Origin of the sequence: Leuconostoc sp. BM2 (assembly GCF_002095565.1) — a bacterium.
In the GTDB taxonomy this organism is placed as follows: Bacteria; Bacillota; Bacilli; order Lactobacillales; family Lactobacillaceae; genus Leuconostoc; species Leuconostoc falkenbergense.
In genome coordinates this window covers 1-20,697 of record NZ_MOWQ01000032.1, presented here as the reverse complement: position 1 = coordinate 20,697, position 20,697 = coordinate 1, and the positions used below count along the sequence as shown (strand labels likewise).

The following is a 20,697-nucleotide window of genomic DNA, read 5'->3' as shown; positions in this document are numbered from 1 at the left end:
GTGCGTTCTTGAGATGATAAACTAGTCATGAGTCGCAGTTCCTTTATGGTTGTTTTAGACAATTACCATTAAAGGCGCTGCGGCTTTTTTATTCAAGTGTTCGGTTTAATTTTACAATCTACCATATTCATTGGTTCAACAACGAAAGAATCAGTCTTGCCAATCAAAAAATAAAAGTTGCCTAATCAGTTCAGCCCTAGATAAAAAACATTCCGAATTATTGACTTATGAGCAAAAAGAGTGTATGATGATGCTTCGTTTCCTTCTGAAGAATATTGGCAAGCTCTCACGGCATGGAGACAAGCAGAAAATGCTCTTACGAAACTTGAAATAGTATTGAAAGCAAAATCAAAACAGCCAACCGTACTTAAAGACGAAAATGGCAACCCGTTACCAGGCAAACTCAAAGCTGAAGAAAAAACCTCAGACGACGGCAGAATACTTTTCTCATACCGCAATAATAAGTGGGTTTATAGTAAACTTGTTACTGGTGAGGCTGCATATGCTGCCAAACATATGGTTGAAAATGATAAAAATGATTTTGACAAAGTTAAAGAACAGTGTGCTATTAGCACACAACAAGATGACTTTTATTTTAATGGTTGTTGGGAAAATAACGCGGATCTTCCTAAAGATAAAGATTGGGATGCAGAATTTGAAAATGTTATGCCAATATCAGATATCAACATCTTAAATACTAATGCAGTTACTCGACATAGGGGCGGTATTAACAGTGTCATTGCAAATACTGTAACTCACGAAGTTGATGGCATTCAAATGTTAGGCTTCCGCGGGCTCGGACAGACAAAACGAATAAGTGGAGATAAGGATTATAAGCTAATAATTGATGGGGCAAGAACGATGTATGCACCGACCTTTAATATCGGATTGGGCTATTATCAGAACGATCAACACACGAATCCAACTGAAGAACAAAAGACGGTTTATCAAAACTTTCATTATACTGGCCCTAAGCCCCATGGTGAACCTTATGATGTGGAGTATAATGATAAACACTACGATCAAGAAGACGTATCTTTCATTAAGTTAGTCAAAGACGGTGATAACGAATTAGGGGCGTTAAACAACGGTAAGAAGACTCCAGCTGCATCTGATCACTTCGTTGAGTAATCATATATAATTTAACAAATAAATTGAATCAGTATCATAAAGTAAACAAACACCTACAAGGCAATGCGCTCTTTGTCTTGTAGGTGTTTGTTTTATATTAATGATATGAACATCAATAACAGAATGCTATCAAATGATTGTCGATATCTCATATCAAGTTAATGTTATCATTGAGGGATGTAAGAAAAACTTTTGTATATGAGTGAATAGAGGAAAAAATGTTTAAAACAGATAAACGCAATTATCTAAAAAAATTTCTGGAAAACCATCCAGATTTGAATGACATTGAAAAGCAAGTGATTCAAAATAGTATTGTTAATTTAGGCCGCCCAAAAGTGTTGCAGGACAAAGAACTCACACATTTGACTAAGTCATTTCAAAGGCTTTCTCTGGATAGTAAGTTGTCCGATGATGGCAAAGTATTGTTGAAGCAGTTGCATAGAAGCGATTGGTTTTTTGGCATACTTTATAATTTGAAGTTTTTTGGTAACTGAATCATTGGTTCACGATTAAAACGGCCAATTCAAACCACGCTAATTAAAAAGTGCTCGATATCACAAAAATTCGAATATAGTTCACATTCTACCCGCAATAACTTCAAATATAACAGCTATACTACAATTATGTTAAAATTAGATTGATATTGATATTGATATTGATATTGATATTGATAATGTGTGAACTAAAGAGTTCATATGTCAATAATAATTGCGATGTAGAGGTTGATAATAGATGAAAAAAGTTGCTTATATGGTTTTAGTGATGCTTTTGGGCATAGTGGCTTGTTGGTCAGTTGGAAAGATGAGCCAGACGAAAAAAAGCGCTACTTCTGCACCTAAGGCTGTGTTGACCGGAAAGTCTCACAAAGCAAATTCGGTTGCCCAAGCTAAGCTAGACTATCAACAATATAACTACGCCAAAAGCCTTAAATCAATTACCAATGACAACTCCTTCAAGGCTAAAGCGCTCAAAAAAGAAATTGAAGCCAGTCAGTCCAACCTTGTAACATGGAACGATCCGGACAAGTACAGTCATTTATTTTTCCACAGCTTAATTGTTGATCCAACGCGCGCCTTTACGTCACAAAAGGCGCAAGGTTACAAGGATTACATGGTCACGATTGGCGAATTTAATAAGATGTTGACGCAACTCTATGCCAAAGGCTACGTGTTGGTTAATTCTGAGCGATTGGTGAAGAAAAACGACAAAGGCGAGTTAGTATTTGATGGGGTTAGTTTGCCAAAGGGTAAGACGCCATTGGTTTTGTCGCAAGATGATGTCAATTATTATGAATACATGATCAATTCTGGATTTGCCTCGAAGTTGGTGGCTACCAAGAACGGCATCAAGAATGAATATATTGACGCTAATGGTAAGACCTCGGTTGGTAATTATGATTTGGTGCCAATCGTTGATGAATTTATCAAAGATCACCCTGATTTTTCATACCGTGGTGATAAAGGGACATTGGCGGTGACAGGTTATAATGGTGTCCTTGGCTACCGGACATCTGTGTCACAATATGGCGACACTGCTAAGACCAAACGCGAAACAAAAAAAGCGCTTAAAGTCGTCGCAGCCTTGAAAGCAGACGGCTGGAATTTTGCCTCACATTCATGGGGACACCTGAATATGAAGGCTTCTTCTGTGGCGGATGTCAAGCTTGATACGGATCGTTGGGAAAAGGAAGTGCAACCTGTTGTTGGCAAGACGAACATTTTGATTTTCCCATTTGGCGCAGACATTGGCGATTGGCAGGGGTATCAAGATAATAACGAGAAGTTTGCCTACCTGCGACAAAAAGGCTTTGAAATCTATGAGAACGTCGATGCGTCTCACACGTCGTGGGGCGAGATGACGACAAAGTATTATCGCCAAGCCCGTATCAACGTTGACGGTATTCGCATGACAGATGATTTGAATGGCACCAACTCAGTGCTCAACCCATTCTTTAACACATCAGAAGTCATTGATAGCACTAATCGTAACAAATAAAGCACACTGTTCTGGTGTGCTTTTTCTACTGACTAAAACGATACACAAGTTTTATTAAATTGATATGATAAAACATAATAGCAAAACCTGATTTTTGCTATAATGAGAATGATTATATTGACTAGAATTCATGAATTAAAAAGGATAATCTCACATGGCAAAGGTAAAATTTCACATTGCGTCACAAACGGAATTGGTTTTGGATGAAGATGCCAAAGCCGGTGACATCGTTGATTTGACTGACGAACAAAACATTGACACGAGTGTCATCAACGGGACGATTGCTGAAATTTTAGATGACAAATTGGTGCAAGCCAAGACGGAATGGGAAGCGCAACGGCAAGCACAAGCAAAAGCTGAACTGGAAAACCAGCTCCAACAACAAAAAGCGACGCTACAAGAAAATATCAATGATAAAGAAAACAAAATTGTCGCCCTTGAGACACAATTAAAAAGTATCACTGAGCAAAATAACGTTGAACTCAAGGCACAGCTGACACAAAAAGATTTGGACTTGAAAGATACGTTGGCTGATAAACAGGCCAAAATCACAGCGCTTGAGTCGCAAATTGAAACGATTAAGCAACAACACCAAGCTGAATTGGAAACACAATTACTTAAAAAAGACGCAACGGCTCAAAGTGAACTGTCACAGCGCGACCAAAAAGTGTCCGAATTGACATCACAATTACAGCTTAAGGACAAAGAAAAAGAACTCCAAATTGCTAATGTGAAAGATCAATATGAAGCCCAGTTGAAGTCTGCTAACGAACAGGTTGAGTTTTATAAAGATTTCAAGGCACGCCAATCGACTAAGGAGATTGGTGAGAGTTTGGAACAATACGCGATGACTGAATTTAATAAAATACGACCTTACGCGTTCCCAAACGCCTATTTTGAAAAAGACAACGCATTATCTGAGACCAATTCAAAGGGTGATTTCATTTTCCGTGATTATCAAGATGGGACAGAATTTGTCAGCATTATGTTTGATATGAAAAATGAAGCCGACACAACAGCTTCCAAGCACAAAAATACTGATTTTTTCAAAGAATTAGATAAAGATCGCCGCGAGAAAAACACAGAATACGCCGTGCTAGTATCAATGCTGGAAGCCGATAGTGACTTGTATAACACGGGTATTGTGCAGGTTAATGACTACGACAAAATGTACGTGATTCGTCCGCAATTCTTTATCCAGTTTATTGGCGTGTTGCGCAACGCCGCATTGAACTCCGTGGCATATAAGCAAGAACTCGAACAAGTTCGTGAACAAAATATTGATATCACTCATTTTGAAAGCGATTTAACGAATTTCAAGAATGCCTTTGGCAAAAATTACCAAAGCGCCTCAAAAAACTTCAAAAGTGCCATTGACGAAATCGACAAAGCCATCGCCCGCATGGAAGCCGTCAAGCGCTCACTCACAACCTCCGAAAACCAACTGCGATTGGCAAATAATAAGTTGGAAGATGTCAGCGTCAAGAAACTGACGAGAGGTAATCCAACGATGAAAGCGAAGTTTGATGGGTTGGGGGAGTGAGGGGAAAACTATTTTAGACGTGCCACTTCCGGAGGTTGTTAGCTGATTTGCTCAATCGCTGCACCTATAATTTTTTCAGCATTCATCGTGCCATAAGCCATCATTTCAATGTTAACAACCGGAATGTCGGCGCCAAATTTATCATTATATTTATCAAACAAGTAGCTTACTTGAGGTGCAATCATGATAATGGCGGGCTTGACGTGAGCAATATGCTCTTCAGCAGCGGCATCAGCGATGCCTTCAACATGGTAGCCTAAATCATGGGCTGCGCTATATTGATCCATTTTATTCGACAACATTGAAATTGACATGCCCGCGGCATCAACTAATAGAATTTCTGACATTTTATTGACCTACTTTCTTGATTTGTCTTTAGTATAACACTTACTAAAAGTAAGTGTTATTTTTTGTTTCATACGCATAAGCGTTATCTAAATTAAAATCGTACAATAGATTAGGCGTTAGTTCAGGCAGAGGGCAGTGACTTGCACAATCTGTTAAAATAGAGTCAATTAACCTTAGAAGGATAGCGCACACATTATTATGCCCAATTATCTCATCCTAACTGAAAAACCATCCGCAGCCGCTAATTTTGGCAAAGCACTGGGCGGCAAATCAGGATCATTTGACAACTTTACTTATACCATTACTAATTTGCGTGGTCATGTGATGACACTCAAAGATCCAGAACAAATGGTGGCAGAAGACCTCAAAAAACAATACAAATCATGGCTCATTAAACATTTACCTTGGCGATTAGAAGATTTTTCGTGGGCACGTACGTACATCAAACAGCGCAATTTGCGAACAGGCAAAATAGAATCGACGAAAAAGCTAATTGACGACCTAAAAAAAGAATCTAAAGCAGGCTTTGACGCGATTATAATTGCCACTGATACTGATCCGTCAGGAGAGGGCGAATTACTTGCTTGGGAAGCTTTAGACGCAATCAGTTGGCGCGGACAAGTGCTTCGTGCTAATTTTATGGATGAGTCAACGACCGGCATTCAAAAAGCAATGCGTCAGTTACGTGATGTGTCTGACAAAATGGCTGATGGTGAATACATCAAAGGTGAAAGTCGCAATCGCTGGGACTTTGCGTCCATGCAACTTACCCGTATTGCTACCACTTCTGCCAAAAAGGCTGGTTTTCAAGTTGTTGCCCGTGAAGGACGCCTGAAATCAGTCATTGTTTGGCGTATTTATCAGCAACTTGAAGCTATTAAAAACTATGTTAAAACGCCATTTTTTGAGGTAAAGTTCAAAGATCCGGCAGGACATATTTTTGGACGCGTGACACCACAAGGCGATGTGGTGCCATGGCGCTTTTCGACGAAAGCACAAGCAGAGCAAGATATTGAGCAATATCATAACAGCGCCGTTGTTAATGAAAAACACCAAACCCGTACGCAAGCGCCCGGAAAGCTACTTGATTTAGCCGGCTTAGCGTCAATTTTAGCCCCGCGTGGCTTCTCTTCTAAAGAAGTTTTGAGCACTTATCAAAAAATGTATGAGGCGCAAGTCGTCTCGTACCCAAGAACTGAAGATAAAACAGTGACGCCAGATCAATTTAATGATTTGTTGCCTTTAGTAGACCGTATTGCGGCAGTTGTCGGTATTGATCCCTCACTGTTAACACATCGGACACCTCGCCCAACTCATGTCAAAGAACAAGGAGCGCACGGGGCCAATCGGCCAGGTGAAAATGTCCCTAACACAACCGAGTCATTGTCAAAGTACGGTGCTAGTGGACCAGCCATTTATGATGTATTGGCTAAGAACTACTTGGCAATGTTAGCAGAAGATTATGTCTATGATCACGTCACAGCTAATTTACAAGATTATCCCGACTTTAAAACGGCATTCAATGTGCCAATTAAACTCAACTTTAAACTAGTCTATGATGCTCAAAAAGCCATTAAAGTTGATGATGGGGAAGAGGATGAGAACAACGCTACTAAAGGGAAATTGGGACCTGACGCGACGCCTTATTTGCACGAAGGCGCTAATCCAAAACCACAAGCACCAACAACGAAGTGGATTATGGCATTCTTAGAAAAGCATAACGTCGGTACTGGTGCGACACGTGTCGCGACACTTTCTGAAATGGCGCTTGGTACTAAAGCCATGCTATCTGAAAAAAGAGGGAAGTTAGACTTAACAGAGACAGGTAACGTTTCCGCTATTATGGTTAAAGATACTTGGATTGCCTCGCCCAAAATTACCAAGCGATTATTTGAAATGATGGATCAAGTGGGTCAATTTGAGATGACGATGACGCAGGTGCTTGATTCAGCCACTAAAGTGGTTGAACATGATCTGCCAATTATGGTCAATAATGCGCAGTCTTTAGAAACTTTATTAGGAAAACCCAAACCAAAAATTCGAAAGCCAAGAAAAGTGTCAGAAAAAATGACTGGCACTTGGCAGGGGCAAGAAGTTACATTTGCTCGAGAATGGAGTGGCCACGTATTTACTGATGATGAACTGCAAAAGTTGTTATCTGGGGCAGAGGTTAGTTTTCCTGCTAAATCTAAACGTGGAAAGCCGTACACAGCAGTTGGCAAATTAGCCAAGCAAACATTTAAAGGAAATACATTTTATGGTTTTAAGCTTAATCCAAAACCAAAAAAATAACGACTATATTGTATAATAATAAAAAATTAAGTGAGGCAAAAATGGCACAATATCAATATGACGTCGGCGTGATTGGTTCCGGACCAGCTGGTCTAGCAGCAGCATTTGCCGCTAAAGCACTAGGAAAATCAGTCGTTATTATCGAGCAATATTTATGGGGTGGTACGTGTCCAAACTATGGCTGTGATCCTAAAAAAATATTGCTTTCTGCCGTTGAAGGTATTAGGCGTCAATCCGCCATGCAAGGACGTGGCTTACAAGGATACTCAAAAATTAATTGGTCAGACTTGATGACCTACAAGCAAGGTTATGTTGATGCCGTCGAACCACGCAAAGTTCGTGGATTGGATGAAGCAGGCGTAACGCGGTTATATGGTCATAGTGAGTTTATAAACGCTGACACAGTGGTAATAACAGATACTGCTGACACAGTTACGGCTACCGATTGGGTCATTGCGGTTGGTCAGCGCCCTAAAAAGCTTGATTTTCCAGGTTCTGAATTGACACAAGACAGTGAGGATTTTTTGAATTTGCCTGATTTACCAGATGATGTAACTTTTATTGGGGCGGGGTATGTTGGTGTCGAGTTTGCCACAATCACAAATGCCGCAGGTGCACATACCCGCGTTGTCACGCATGGCCATAGTGCGTTGCGTGACTTCGACCAAACACTGGTAAAACAATGGATTACTGAAACACAAGAAGCAGGTTTTGATTGGTATTTTGATGCGACAGTAGTTAAAATTGAACAAACTGACACTAAAAAGTTATTAGTGTCGCTTGATGATGGGACACAATTCCAAACAGATCGTGTTTTTGTAACAGCTGGACGTGTCGGGAATGCTGATAAATTAGGACTTGAAACGGCCGGCATTACCTATAATGAAGCCGATATTCCAGTTGATGACTATTTACGGACAAGCAATCCGCATGTATACGCAATTGGCGATGTGGGTGGTAGTCCAGCGCCAAAGTTAGTGCCCACAGGTAATTATGAAGGACGCTATGTTGCACAACTTATAGCTCAAAAAATAACCGACCCAATTGCATTTCCAACTATGCCTGCAGTAGTGTTTGGATCACCACGTATTGCGCAAACAGGTATACCGGTTGCGGCAGCAGAGCAATTAGGTTATCGTGTCACTGATGTTGATATGAGTCAAGTCATTACTTTCTATCGCTATCATGACAACGCCAGAATTCGTACAGTGCTGGATCAAAATGGGCGGATTGTTGGCGTGAGTGTCATTGCCATGGAAGCAGAAGAATTAATCAACTATTTTGTGACCGCTATCAACGACAAAAGAACCTTAGCAGATACACAAGCAAATATTTATGCTTATCCATCGCTAGGTTCCGAGTTTGGCGCGTTTTATTAACGAAAGTGTGACAATATGAATTACGTAGCATTGCATCGTCATGCACAAGTGAGCTTATCTCGCTCAGCTGTTGCGCACAATGTGGCAGCCATCAAAAATCATGCTCATGCACAACAAGTGATGGCTGTCTTGAAAGCCAATGCGTTCTCTCATGGTTTACCAGAAATGGCGATGTTGAGTATCCAATCTGGCGCAACTCGTTTTGGCGTGGCGATGCTGGATGAAGCCTTAGCATTACGCGATTTGGGCTATCAACAGCCTATTGATGTGTTAGGCCTCACGGATTCGCAGTTTGTCCGTTTAGCCGCACAAAGAGATATTACGTTGGCATTTAGTTCACTAGCGACTATTCAACAAGCGGTCAAAGTTTTAGCTGACACATCATTACACCTGAAAGTATCGTTGCCGGTTGACACAGGACTTAATCGTATTGGTTTCAAAGAACGTGACCAATTGGTACTAGCGATTCAAGAAGTAGTTGTTTCGAAACAATTAGAATTTCAAAGCCTCTGGACGCATTTTGCTACGGCAGATACACCGAATGAGACGTATGTTGATTTTCAAATATCAGAATGGCAACGTTTAACTCAGAATTTACCTGCACAACCAAAGGAACAACACTTCGCTAATACTGGTATGGCCACTTGGTACGCTGATAAAGTGGATACTGAGATTGTGCGTTTAGGTGTTGGCTTATTTGGCATTGATTCATCTGAACCAACCATGCCGATGCCGTTTGAACTGGAACCTGTACTTGCACTAACCGCTGAAGTTATTTTTAGTAAGCCGATTAAAGCTGGTGAAGCGGTGGGATATGGTGCAGATTATCGCGCGAAACACGACGGGTGGTTATTAACGATTCCGATTGGGCACTCGGACGGTTATCCATTTAATGCTGATGGTATGCGCATTTTAATAGCTGATGGACAAGTCGGACATATCGCTGGTGGTGTGGCGATGGACCAGACGATGATTTTTGTCGATAAGCCAGTTAATATTGGTGTTCAAGTGACGTTAATTGGCAGTGTTGGGGCTCAATCAGTGACTTTGCCCGATTTGGCTCAGTATTCAAGTGTTAGTATTGTTGCACTGATGAATCATTTTGCGCCACGTTTGCAGCGTATCATCGTGCCATAAAGTAGACAATAGTCATGGGTAAAAAGTACGGCGCCAGCTATCAAGATAAACAATGATATCAACTAATTGGGAATGTGACGTTTTATAAATTAATCCGTATGTTTAGCCTGATAGCAAAAATCATTGACCATGGTATTACAAATTATGCTTGATTTCTCTCAAAAATCTATTGGCTTCAATTCCTTTTAGTATACTGATTAATACAAATGTTTCAATGAAAAATGTAAAGAAGTTACGAACAGCGCGTGTGATGAACACGACACGCCAGTCTATATGGTAAACAAAAGAAACAATTGTAGTATCGAGTAAAAGACTGATGGGGCCAAGAATTATTAAGTGGGCGACGACGATGTTAATCCATGACCATTTGTGCCCATGAAGCAACACGCCATACACCACGCCACCTAGGAAAGCGCCTATTAAGAATTGCCAAGCAAAAGCAGATGAACCACCAAAAACGGTGCTACTTAAAAAGTCGGACATCAATTCAACTGTGCCGGCCAACCACGGACCAAGAAAATAGCCCATTAGACCCATTGAAATAAATCCTAAAGCTACTTGAAAATAGCTAGGGCCGATACTAATTTTCCATAATATGATATCAAGTGTTAACATCAATGCTGCAATTGTCAGCACTTGTATCGTCAATTTTGGGCTTTTAAATGTATAATAATCTTTCAACATGCTCATAATATCCTTTTATGCTTTCATGCGATCAGGCAAAAAAACTGCAGCCAGTGCGCCAATAAAGAGAGAAATCATGAAAATAGTAAAAATATGGTTAACAGAAACATGATAATCTAACAACCAGCCAACAAATAAAGGTCCAACCACGGCACCTAAACGGCCGATTCCTTGGGCAATACCGGTCATAGTACCACGATATTCCGATAAGTATTGAACCGGAGTCATTGCAATAATTGTGCCGTAAGCACCAAGATTAAAAAATGAGAGCAAGCTGCCGAATAGTATGGTTGCAGTTATGCTATCAGCTTGTCCAAAGGCAAAAGCACTCAATGCCGTCCCTAACATGTAAATGATGAAGACCCAACGTACTTGTATTTTCCCCATTAACCACGCTGCAACAAAATAACCAGGCAATTGTGCAAGTGTAATGAGAACAGTATAGCCAAAGCCAGTCACCAAAGTGTTACCGCGGCTGGCTAAAATTGTTGGCAGCCACATAAACATACCATAGTAACTAAACATCACCATTAGCCAAGTCAACCATAATAGAACAGTTTGATAGTTCAAATTTACTTTTAAACTTGTGATTAAAGTGGGTGATTTCTTTAATAGTGTGGGTGCATCAGTTAGTCTGCTGCGCAAGATTAGGGCAAACAACACAGGAACTGCGGTTAGTATTAATAGGCCACGCCAGCCAAGGCTATTAGCAAAAAAGAATGCTAATACGGATGCAATGAGCCAACCCACTGCCCAAAAACTATCTGCTAGAATTAATAAGCGCGATTGTACGGTTCCTTTAAAATGGTCAGCCAAATAAGTAGCGGCCACAGGTAATTCGCCACCCAGACCGAGACCAACTATGAAACGAATAACTAAAAACCAATGATAATTGGGGGAAAATGCTAATGCTAAATTACCCAGAGAAAATAAGATAAGACTGGCTGTTAAGACGTTTTTTCGACCAAAGTGGTCGGCAGCTTTACCAAACAATATGGCACCAAAAGCCATGCCGATAGCTGTCATCGAAGACAATAGGCCAGTTTGAGTGGCTTCTAGCTGCCACTGCGCTTTTACCATTGGCATGATAAATGACAGCAAAGCCACATCCAGTGCATCAAATAGCCAAGCGGTACCGATAATTAATAACGTTTTTCGTGTAAAAGATGACCACATAAAAAAACTCCCTTTTAAGTATTAAATACTTTTATTGGAGTTAAGAATATCATGATATTAATTAAAAGTCAATTTTACTTTAATTGATAGAGCTTTGCTGGGCGTCCTTTTCCCACTGTGGTAACAGCACCAGTTTCAAAAAAAAGATGATCATGAGTTTTTCGAAAATTGGAATTATCAATTGCTGATTCGGAGATACCAAGAAAATTAGCAAAGATTTTACGTGCATTTTTGAGTGTAAAGTGGTTGCCAAGGATTCTTAGAATCGACGGCGCGTAATCAAGTTTGTTTCGAACACGAGTGATGGCAGTTTGAATAATCAATTCATGATCAAAAGCTAATTGTGACTGGTTACTTTTAACGGTCAGATTTTGATAAAAATCATTTGGTGTGGTATTCGGTAATTTAATAGAGAATTCGGGATGAACTAAATAAAAGTTATTTTGTAGAGCTTTGACTGGGACCCAAGCAACATTTACAGCACCAACACCTGGCGTCAGCTCTGGCATTTTTGGCAAAAAACTCATGTATGCTAACGCAAGCTGACGGTCTGATTTAGTACGAACCACTGATGAAAAAGTTGCGAGTTGTTCAGTATGAAAACTATCCAGTTGGACACCAATTTTGTCTGAGATAAGTCTTAGAGCTGCTGAATCAGCATCCTCTGTTGATCTTAAAAATGTTTCAGGTAAGCTCCAATAACCTTTAAAGGGCTCGTCTGCTTTTTTAGCCAAGAGTACCACAACTTCTTCGGTTGTAAAATCATAACTCCAAATAACATTTGTTACCGTGACAATGGGTCGAGAAATAATTTCTGGCATAAATGGAAAACCTCCTAGGGCATATTATATCTTAATTTCAAGTGAAATGGGCGTAACCAGCATCTTGATTTAATGGAACACTCATGGCAACAATGGTGCCACCACGCACATTGTGTCAATGAAAAAGGCAACCAACTCAAAGTTGATTACCTTTTTAAAATTGCCCCTGCTGGATTCGAACCAGCGCGTAGTGGCACCAGAAGCCACCGCCTTACCGCTTGGCCAAGGGGCAATTACTCTATATATTTTACAGAAAATGTCTCTCTTTTGCAAGCAGTATTTTTGAAACGATTGCTATTTTGTTCAAGCATTCAGTTGCGATTCAAAAAGTGAAAGTTTCGTGTCCATGTTTGGAAAATATCAAGGTTGTTTATGACAGCAAATTAGCGTTTCAGTTAGAATAATGAAAAAATAATCGTTTCATTTGTGACATTAATCAGCGTGATTTGATAATATCAAAATGTTGTTGTGACAGTATTTGTCTTCATGATAGCTTTCAAAATTAAATTTCGGTATACTAGAAAAACACAGAAGGGGGCAAACACATGCAGTATGCAACTTACGACAACACAATTAAAAAATTAGCACAGCACCATATTACGGTGACAGATATCGCCCAAATTGCTTATGATAATGAACAATCATACGTGGCAGGTCTGACACTTGCACAAGTAGAAGCTGCGGTGGAAAGTATTTTACATAAGCGCGTGGTTCAGCATCAAGTATGGGTTGGACTTGAATTAGATCGCTTGGCTGAAGAACATTTACTAGAAGCACCGCTGCAAGATTTAGTCGAACATGATGATGGCTTGTTTGGCGTTGATGAGACAATCGGAACCGCAATTGCTATGTCATTTGATACGATTGGTGTGACAAACTATGGTTACATCGACAAACTAAAAGTTGGACTGGTTGGTGAACTTGATCGCAAGGGAAAAACAAGCGAAGCAGTGACGACATTTGCAGATGATATTGTGGGTGCTTTAGCAGCAGCGGCGGCCTCTAAGGTAGCTCATAAATTCGCGGCAGGAATGGTTGAAAACCAATCACGAATCAGAAACTAACGCTGAGGCGTTTTTTTTCATTGTCAATTATATAAAATATTTGCAAAATAGGTCTAGACCAATTATACTTAAATTATAAAGGCTAGAGGAGGAAAGTGCTGCGGCGTCTAAAACGCCGTACCACGTGATGATATGGCAAAATTAATTAAGAATATTGACTTGTATACAGGCTATAAGCATATGCCAGACGCATACATGCGCTTCACTAACACAATTGAGGAAGTTGGCTACATGGTTGATTTCACAGCGCGAGCTGACGATGAGGTCATTGACGAGGCAACTGGTCAACTGGTTGTGCCAGGATTCATTGATGTTCATAAGCATGGTGGTTACGGTTTAGACACGATGGACGGTGATCCCGACAAGCTTAACGAGATGGTCAATAAAATGGTGACGGAAGGCATTACGTCACTATTTCCAACGACAATGACGCAATCACCTGAAAATATTGAACGTGCGTTGAAGACAATCGATCAAGTTGCTAAGACAAATCCAGTGATTCAAGGAATTCACTTGGAAGGCCCTTTTATTAACAAAGTTTTTATGGGTGCACAGCCTGAAAAATATATTATTGATCCAAACACTGAATTACTCAAAAAGTGGTATGCACTTTCTGGCGAACGCATACGCTTGGTAACTTATGCGCCTGAAAATGGTGGGTTGCCTGATTTTGAGGCATTCATGTTGCAACATCACATTGTGCCATCAATTGGCCATTCTAATGCAACTCGTGAACAATTACGACATTCTCGTGCTACTCACATAACACATTTGTATAACGCACAACGACCACTACACCATCGTGAACCAGGTGTTACAGGTCATGGTATGCTTGAAGAATCAATCACAGGTGAATTAATCGCTGATGGTTTCCATGTTGTTCCTGATATGCTGCAATTGGCTTTCAAAGTCAAAGGGGCACAACGTCTTGATTTGGTGACTGACTCAATGCGCGCCGAAGGATTAGGTAATGGCGAATCAGAATTGGGCGGACAAAAAGTAATTGTTAAAGACAAACAAGCACGCTTAGAAAATGGACATTTAGCCGGTTCTGTTTTAGCCTATGATGATGCTTTTGCTGATATTCAACGCTTTACAAGTGCTGATATTAGCGATGCTGTACAAATGAGTTCGGTCAATCAAGCGCGTGAGTTTGGTTTGACACAAAAAGGTGATTTGTCAGCAAGTAAAGATGCTGATTTTAATATTTTTAATCAAGACATGGAATTACAAGCGACATACTCACTTGGTCGTCGCTTCGCAAGGGAGAATTAATGGCTAAACCGCGTTACATCGAAATTCACAATCAAATATTGTCACGAATAGAAGCTGGTGAGTGGGAAGCTCAAAAACGTTTGCCCGCTGAGCGTGATTTGGCACTGGAATTTGATGTGTCGCGGATGACTTTGCGTCAAGCAATTCAGACGTTGGTGGACGAAGGCATTTTAGAACGTAAGGTGGGTTCGGGAACCTATGTTGCTGAAAAGAAAGTCTCTGAACGTGCGCTCGGTGTCACAAGTTTCACGGAGTTGATGGCTGCCACAGGCAGACAAGCACGCACGGTGACTGTCAGTTATAAAACAACAACACCATCTGCTTCGGAAATGGAGCACTTACAACTATCGGAGACTGATGAAGTATTGGTTATGGAACGTCTGCGTTTAGGTGATGATGAACCTATTTTGTTGGAACAGACAACCTTGCCGGTTAAATTAGTTGAAGCATTTACACGTAGTCAATTAACGCAATCGTTGTATGCAACGCTCGAGCAGGCAGGCATTAATCCGGGTCGCGCTGAGCAAACAATCACGGCGAGTTTAGCCAACGAACGCTTGTCAGAATTACTCCATATTAAGCGTGGTGATCCAATTCTGTCAGTACGTCAAGTTTCATATGATCAAAATGATATGCCATTTGAGTATTCACGTTCATTTTATGTTGGTGAACGCTTTGAAATGACAATTACACGTTAAAAAAGCTGATATCTTGATTGATATCAGCTTTTTATTATTTATGATTGAGTTGTTTAACAAGAATATCACCAATGACTTGTACTACTAAGACTAGGATCAAAACTAACAATGTTGCGACTAGCGTTGTATCAGTGGCGAAACGATTATAACCATACGAAATGGCCATATTTCCTAAACCACCAGCACCAATGGCACCAGCCATGGCCGTTAAGCCAATTAAACTAATTAAAGTGACGGTTGAAACACGAACCAGTTCGGAACGACCTTCGCGTAAGTAAACGCCAAACACAATATCCCAAAAAGATGCACCAACTGATTGTGCAGCTTCGACGATACCACCGCTAACTTCTGATAAAGCAACTTGAACTTGTCGTGCGTAGAATGGAAAGACGCCAAGAGATAATGGCACAAGCGCTGCGGTTGTGCCAATTTGTGTACCAACAATAATTTTGGTGACAGGTGCAATAGCCGCCAACAAAATGATGAATGGTAAGGCACGGAAGAAGGACACAATTTTATCAAAAATCCAAAACCATGTCTTACTTGGGGCAATACCATTTGGCGCGGTAATAATAAGACCAATACCGAAAATCAGACCCAAAAGGCCACCAAAAATAGCAGACCAAAATGTCATGTACAGCGTTTGTACAATTGCAGTCCACCAACCAGTGTCGCCACCCCAGCCTTGATATATTACATTAGGGAAAGTATGTGCAAACCATTGGTTCATAATGATTGGCCTCCTTTAATAAGTTCAACTGTCACATGGTGGTCACGCAATGTACCGAGTGCAGCTTGCAGTTGTGATGTTTCTCCTGATAAAATAACCAACAATGAGCCAACAGGTGTTTCTTGCAGAATCTCAATGTTGCCGTACAAAATATTAGCGGTAACATTAAAATCACGGAATAGCCCTGCAATCAGCGGTTCATCGGTTGTGTCCCCAACATAAGAAAGGCGAGCAAAGACTTCGTTATCTTTTAAATTGTGAACAAGCGCTTCATGACTAATTGTTTCAATTGCTTTATCAATATTGGTAGCCGTCTCAATAAATTCACGTGTGAGCTGTTCTTTTGGTTGCGCAAATATTTCTAATAGCGAACCACTTTCAATAATTTCACCATCTTGCATGACCGAAACTTTGTTAGCAATTTCTTTAACAGCCTGCATTTCGTGCGTAATCAAAACAATCGTCAAACCAAATTCTTGATTGAGTTTTTTGAGCAACGCCAAAATTTGATTGGTTGTTTTAGGATCCAAAGCCGAAGTAGCTTCATCAGAAATTAGAATTTCTGGGTCATTTGCCAAGGCGCGGGCAATGGCAACACGTTGCTTTTGCCCACCTGATAATTGAGCAGGAAATTGGTCAGCGCGATCTGATAAATCAACTAGCTCAAGCAATTCTGCTACTTTTGCCTTTTTTTCGTCTTCTTTTAATGGACTATGTTGTAGGGCAAACGCGACGTTTTCAGTGACTGTCCGTTCGTTGAGTAAATTAAAGTGTTGAAAAATCATACCGATTTTGCGGCGCCTATCACGTAAGTCGTTACCACCAATGATTGTTTTTTTAGCATTTTCATCTGTTGCTTGAAAAAACGTTTCGTTATTAACAATCACAGAACCACTAGTTGGCTCTTGCAACAAATTAATAACGCGAACAAGGGTTGATTTACCAGCGCCGGAATAACCAACAATACCGTAAACATCTCCACGATTAACGTGAACAGTCACATTATTAACAGCAGTGATTGTCCGCTTTTTTTGATGGAAAGTGACATTGATATTGTCTAGTTTAATAATTGGTTCTTCTGTCATTTTTCATAACTCCTAATTAGTGCTTTAATGACGTCAATGTGTTGATTGTAGTCATCTAGGCGAATATTTTCATTTGGTGCGTGGTCGTTTGTATTGGCATAACCAATTCCTAAACTGGCAATTGGGGCACCCAATGCCTCATGAATATAATACATAGGACCAGTGCCGGGGGATGTTGGGATAACAACAGGTTGCGCTTTGTAGTAATGCGCTGTGACATCAATAACACGTAAAATTTCTGGGTCTGACATGTCACTACGATAACCAGGCTGCCCCAATGTCTTAGTCACCAGAATATCAGAAAAACCGCGGCTTTGGAAGTGTTGTTTAATTTGAAGGAGCGTTTTGTCAGGATCCATTCCCGGAACCAAACGTGCTTCAAGTTTGGCTGATGCTTTGGCCGGTAAGACAGTTTTTACACCTTCACCAACGTAGCCACTGTCAATACCCTCAATGTTGAGTGTAGGTGAAAAATACAAAGTTGACTTCAAATCATCCCCAGTTTTGTCAGTCAAAAGTGGTACAGTGATTTGATGTTGCGCAACTAATGCTGCATGTGTTAGCGGCAATGCTGATACCAACTGTATCTCACGATGATTAGGGGGTGTAACATCATCATAAAATCCTGACACGTTAATGTGACCATTGTCATCGTACAATGTGGCAAGCGCTTGTGTCAAACGCCAAGCAGCAGAATCTACAACAGCGGCTAGTGACGAATGCAGATCATGACTAGCTGTTTTCGCGCTGACATCAAAAGTCACAATCCCTTTGTTACCACCAAATATTTCTACTTCCTCATTGGCATTTTTACCACCCGATTCCCAGATAACGAGGTCACCAGATAGATGTTGCTGATACTTAGCCAAATAATCGTCGAGATGTTGAGATGACGTTTCTTCGGAACCTTCTATAATAAAGGTAATATTAATCGGTAGCTGATTGTTATGTTCAGATAAATACTCAGCCACGGCAGTAAGTCTTGCTGTCAAGTTGCCTTTGTCATCATCGACGCCACGACCATATAACTTACCATCTTTTTCTGTCAGCTGCCAGGGATTGCTGTCCCACAAGTCAAGTGGTTCTGCTGGTTGAACATCGTAATGATTGTAAATGATAACTGTTGGCGCCTTGGAAACAGCGCTAGTTAATTTGCCAATGATGAAAGGTGCAAAGTAGGTATCATCATATAAAACTTCGGCTCCTAAACCGCGTAGTGCATCCGCAATTAATTTAGCAGTTTCTGGTAGTGATTCATGTTTTGCTGAAACACTAGGTAATGCAACCAAATCACGCAATAGCGCTAAATATTGTGTTCTGATACTCATGTATTATTAGTCCTCCCGCAACAACTATGTACGCGCAAAAGCGCATGTATTACTTTTTATAATCCCAAACAGTGATTTCAGCTGTACCATAGAACTTTTTAACCAAACGCTTAGTTTCGGCAGTTTGTAATGATTTCACGACTTTTTTATAGGTCTCGTTGTTCTTATCTTTCTTGTTAGCGGCGATAAAGTTGAAGTACTGTTCGCTGTCTTTGTTAAGCCCTTCAACATAAATTGCTGAATTAATGTCTAATTTGGCAGAAATAGCATAGTTAGTGTTAATGACTGCACCGGCGATTTTGGGATCGTCTAACGACTTGGCTGTCTGTGACGCGTCAATTGGTGTGATTTGTAGTTTTTTAGGATTTGATGTAATATCCTTTGGCGTTGCCGTATTAGTATCTTTGATTTTAATTAAACCAGCTTCAGCTAATAAATGAATGCCACGGTTTTCATTAGTGACATCATTAGGCACAACGATTTGATCACCTGTTTTAAATTCAGATGTTTTCTTATATGATTTAGAATATAAGCGCAAAGGTGTTGTCCAAGTGTCACCAATTGAAACAATATTTGTTTTGTATGTTTTATTCCAGTTGGCTAAAAATGGATAGTTTTGGAAGGCATTCAAATCAATATCACCGTCGGCCAATGCTTTGTTAGGCTGTGAATAGTCAGTGAATTTTTTTGTTTTTAAAGTGATGCCATATTTGTCTTTTGCGGTCTTGATGGCGGCATCCCAGATTTGATCTTCTTCCTTTGATCCAGCCATAACACCAATCGTAACAGTCTTTGATTGACTTTTACTACCATGACCAAATGTATAAATAGCACCAGCAACAATGACGACGGCAATACCGCCGATAATCCAATTTGTTTTTTTACTCATAATATTTTCCTCATAATAGTGATGGGTTAACCTCGAATCACATCCTTATTTACTAAAATCAGCGTCCCAAGCAGCTAGTTCAACACCATCATATTGCTTGTTAATGGCTTTTTTAGTAGCTTCTGTTTGGTAGGCTTTAACTACTTTTTTGTAAGTGGCGTTGTTCTTGTCTTTTTTGTTAGCGGCAATAATGTTGACCCATTGATGAGAATTTTTGTTCAAGGGTTCAACAAAGATAGCTTTTTTATAATCTAAACCAGCAGAATCGGCATAAGTACCATTGACCACTGCACCTTGCACATCTGAGAGTGAGCGAGCTGTTTGGTCGGCGGCTAGTTCTTTAATTTTGAGATTTTTTGGATTCTTGGTAATATCCTTAACAGTTGCTAGGGTTAAACCAGATTTGAGATCAATTAATCCTGCTGCTTTTAAAACATAAAGCGCGCGACTTTCATTGCTGGGATCGTTAGGAACAGAAATGGTGTCACCTGACTTGTACTGTGAGACTTTTGTATATGTCTTTGAATACAAACGGATTGGTGAAATGACAGTATCACCAATTGACACGATTTTGTCACCTGTTGATTTGTTTGACTGTGCTAGGAAAGCGTAGTGTTGAAAGGCATTTAAATCAATGTCCCCAGACGCAAGCGCTTTGTTAGGCTGTGAGTAGTCAGTAAATTCTTTGAACTTTAACGTGATACCATACTGATCTTTGGCAGTTTTTTTAACTCTATTCCAGATTTTGGCATCTTGTTTTGAACCTGACATAATACCGATGGTGACGGTTTTTGAAGTTGTTTTGGTTTTTTGACCAAAGCTGGCATAGGCAATGCCGGCGATAGCGACGATCGCCACACCACCAACAAGCCATTTAGTTGTTTTACTCATGATACGTATTTCTCCCTGTTTTCTCTAATTGATAATTCCTGATTTTTAGAATGGCGATGAACAAGCTATTTTTCAATCAAAAAAGCCGCTTCTGTACTTTATAGATACAGAAGCGGCTTACCATAAGCGCGATACCATTCTGAGTTTGGACTATTTGTTACCAAATAGTTGCTCACTAACCATCGGGCATCGGGAAATGATCCTAGCCGAATGGTGTGCCCGTTAACGGGG

19 protein-coding genes and 1 tRNA gene are annotated in these 20,697 nt (G+C 40.3%); 10 read left to right on the top strand and 10 right to left on the bottom strand.

Going from position 1 to position 20,697, the window contains the following annotated elements:
- The first annotated feature begins 240 nt into the window (after nucleotides 1-240).
- The 4 genes from BMG01_RS08370 (at nucleotide 241) to BMG01_RS08355 (ending at nucleotide 4,669) form a co-directional block, all read left to right on the top strand.
- Entirely contained in the window at nucleotides 241-1,131 is an 891-nt protein-coding gene (locus BMG01_RS08370) for a hypothetical protein (protein WP_051586136.1), read from the top strand.
- A gap of 218 nt (nucleotides 1,132-1,349) precedes the next feature.
- Nucleotides 1,350-1,625 (top strand): hypothetical protein, encoded by a 276-nt coding sequence (locus BMG01_RS08365; RefSeq protein WP_004915732.1) that lies wholly within the window; start codon nucleotides 1,350-1,352, stop codon nucleotides 1,623-1,625.
- A gap of 238 nt (nucleotides 1,626-1,863) precedes the next feature.
- On the top strand, nucleotides 1,864-3,126 hold the full coding sequence (locus tag BMG01_RS08360) for a hypothetical protein (RefSeq protein WP_004915735.1): 1,263 nt from the start codon (nucleotides 1,864-1,866) through the stop codon (nucleotides 3,124-3,126).
- Between the two features lie 154 nt (nucleotides 3,127-3,280).
- Nucleotides 3,281-4,669: a DUF2130 domain-containing protein gene (locus BMG01_RS08355; protein ID WP_004915738.1), complete on the top strand. Its 1,389-nt coding sequence runs from the start codon at nucleotides 3,281-3,283 to the stop codon at nucleotides 4,667-4,669.
- Between the two features lie 38 nt (nucleotides 4,670-4,707).
- On the opposite strand, the gene BMG01_RS08350 is transcribed toward BMG01_RS08355, so the two are convergent.
- A complete protein-coding gene (locus BMG01_RS08350; RefSeq protein WP_004915741.1) occupies nucleotides 4,708-5,016 on the bottom strand; it encodes a PTS cellobiose transporter subunit IIB in 309 nt (102 codons plus the stop codon).
- A gap of 199 nt (nucleotides 5,017-5,215) precedes the next feature.
- Here BMG01_RS08350 and BMG01_RS08345 point away from each other — a divergent pair, with 199 nt between their 5' ends.
- From BMG01_RS08345 to alr, 3 genes are read left to right on the top strand one after another with little or no spacing between them, the layout of a single operon-like run.
- The gene (locus tag BMG01_RS08345; protein WP_004915744.1) at nucleotides 5,216-7,309 is read left to right on the top strand and encodes a DNA topoisomerase; all 2,094 of its coding nucleotides are present in this window, start codon (nucleotides 5,216-5,218) and stop codon (nucleotides 7,307-7,309) included.
- Nucleotides 7,310-7,350: 41 nt separating this feature from the next.
- Nucleotides 7,351-8,688 carry an NAD(P)/FAD-dependent oxidoreductase gene (locus tag BMG01_RS08340; RefSeq protein WP_004915747.1) on the top strand — a complete coding sequence of 446 codons (1,338 nt, stop codon included), beginning with the start codon at nucleotides 7,351-7,353 and terminating at the stop codon, nucleotides 8,686-8,688.
- Between the two features lie 15 nt (nucleotides 8,689-8,703).
- Entirely contained in the window at nucleotides 8,704-9,825 is a 1,122-nt protein-coding gene (gene alr, locus BMG01_RS08335) for an alanine racemase (protein ID WP_036067571.1), read from the top strand.
- A gap of 135 nt (nucleotides 9,826-9,960) precedes the next feature.
- Here the strand turns inward: alr and BMG01_RS08330 are convergent, their stop codons facing one another.
- From BMG01_RS08330 to BMG01_RS08315, 4 genes are all read right to left on the bottom strand, one after another.
- On the bottom strand, nucleotides 9,961-10,509 hold the full coding sequence (locus BMG01_RS08330; RefSeq protein WP_004915754.1) for a folate family ECF transporter S component: 549 nt from the start codon (nucleotides 10,507-10,509) through the stop codon (nucleotides 9,961-9,963).
- A gap of 15 nt (nucleotides 10,510-10,524) precedes the next feature.
- A complete protein-coding gene (locus BMG01_RS08325) occupies nucleotides 10,525-11,685 on the bottom strand; it encodes an MFS transporter (protein ID WP_004915757.1) in 1,161 nt (386 codons plus the stop codon).
- 74 nt (nucleotides 11,686-11,759) lie between these two features.
- Nucleotides 11,760-12,506, bottom strand: a complete 747-nt coding sequence (locus tag BMG01_RS08320) for an NUDIX domain-containing protein (RefSeq protein WP_036067574.1) — start codon at nucleotides 12,504-12,506, stop codon at nucleotides 11,760-11,762.
- 160 nt (nucleotides 12,507-12,666) lie between these two features.
- A tRNA-Gln gene (locus BMG01_RS08315) sits at nucleotides 12,667-12,738 on the bottom strand.
- 313 nt (nucleotides 12,739-13,051) lie between these two features.
- Here BMG01_RS08315 and BMG01_RS08310 point away from each other — a divergent pair.
- From BMG01_RS08310 to BMG01_RS08300, 3 genes are all read left to right on the top strand, one after another.
- Nucleotides 13,052-13,570: a phosphatidylglycerophosphatase A gene (locus BMG01_RS08310; protein ID WP_004915764.1), complete on the top strand. Its 519-nt coding sequence runs from the start codon at nucleotides 13,052-13,054 to the stop codon at nucleotides 13,568-13,570.
- A 132-nt stretch (nucleotides 13,571-13,702) separates the two neighbouring features.
- Complete coding sequence (gene nagA, locus BMG01_RS08305; RefSeq protein WP_004915765.1) at nucleotides 13,703-14,845, top strand: N-acetylglucosamine-6-phosphate deacetylase; 1,143 nt, start codon at nucleotides 13,703-13,705, stop codon at nucleotides 14,843-14,845.
- Nucleotides 14,845-15,543 carry a GntR family transcriptional regulator gene (locus BMG01_RS08300; protein ID WP_004915766.1) on the top strand — a complete coding sequence of 233 codons (699 nt, stop codon included), beginning with the start codon at nucleotides 14,845-14,847 and terminating at the stop codon, nucleotides 15,541-15,543. Before nagA ends, BMG01_RS08300 begins: the two co-directional genes overlap by 1 nt.
- A gap of 34 nt (nucleotides 15,544-15,577) precedes the next feature.
- On the opposite strand, the gene BMG01_RS08295 is transcribed toward BMG01_RS08300, so the two are convergent.
- From BMG01_RS08295 to BMG01_RS08275, 5 genes are read right to left on the bottom strand one after another with little or no spacing between them, the layout of a single operon-like run.
- The gene (locus tag BMG01_RS08295; protein WP_004915769.1) at nucleotides 15,578-16,273 is read right to left on the bottom strand and encodes a methionine ABC transporter permease; all 696 of its coding nucleotides are present in this window, start codon (nucleotides 16,271-16,273) and stop codon (nucleotides 15,578-15,580) included.
- Complete coding sequence (locus BMG01_RS08290) at nucleotides 16,270-17,358, bottom strand: methionine ABC transporter ATP-binding protein (RefSeq protein ID WP_004915773.1); 1,089 nt, start codon at nucleotides 17,356-17,358, stop codon at nucleotides 16,270-16,272. Before BMG01_RS08290 ends, BMG01_RS08295 begins: the two co-directional genes overlap by 4 nt.
- Nucleotides 17,355-18,686 carry a M20/M25/M40 family metallo-hydrolase gene (locus tag BMG01_RS08285; protein ID WP_004915774.1) on the bottom strand — a complete coding sequence of 444 codons (1,332 nt, stop codon included), beginning with the start codon at nucleotides 18,684-18,686 and terminating at the stop codon, nucleotides 17,355-17,357. Before BMG01_RS08285 ends, BMG01_RS08290 begins: the two co-directional genes overlap by 4 nt.
- Before the next feature lie 49 nt (nucleotides 18,687-18,735).
- Nucleotides 18,736-19,575, bottom strand: coding sequence for a MetQ/NlpA family ABC transporter substrate-binding protein (locus BMG01_RS08280; RefSeq protein WP_004915777.1), 840 nt, complete (start codon nucleotides 19,573-19,575; stop codon nucleotides 18,736-18,738).
- 45 nt (nucleotides 19,576-19,620) lie between these two features.
- Nucleotides 19,621-20,466 (bottom strand): MetQ/NlpA family ABC transporter substrate-binding protein, encoded by an 846-nt coding sequence (locus tag BMG01_RS08275; RefSeq protein WP_004915778.1) that lies wholly within the window; start codon nucleotides 20,464-20,466, stop codon nucleotides 19,621-19,623.
- Between the last annotated feature and the right edge of the window lie 231 nt (nucleotides 20,467-20,697).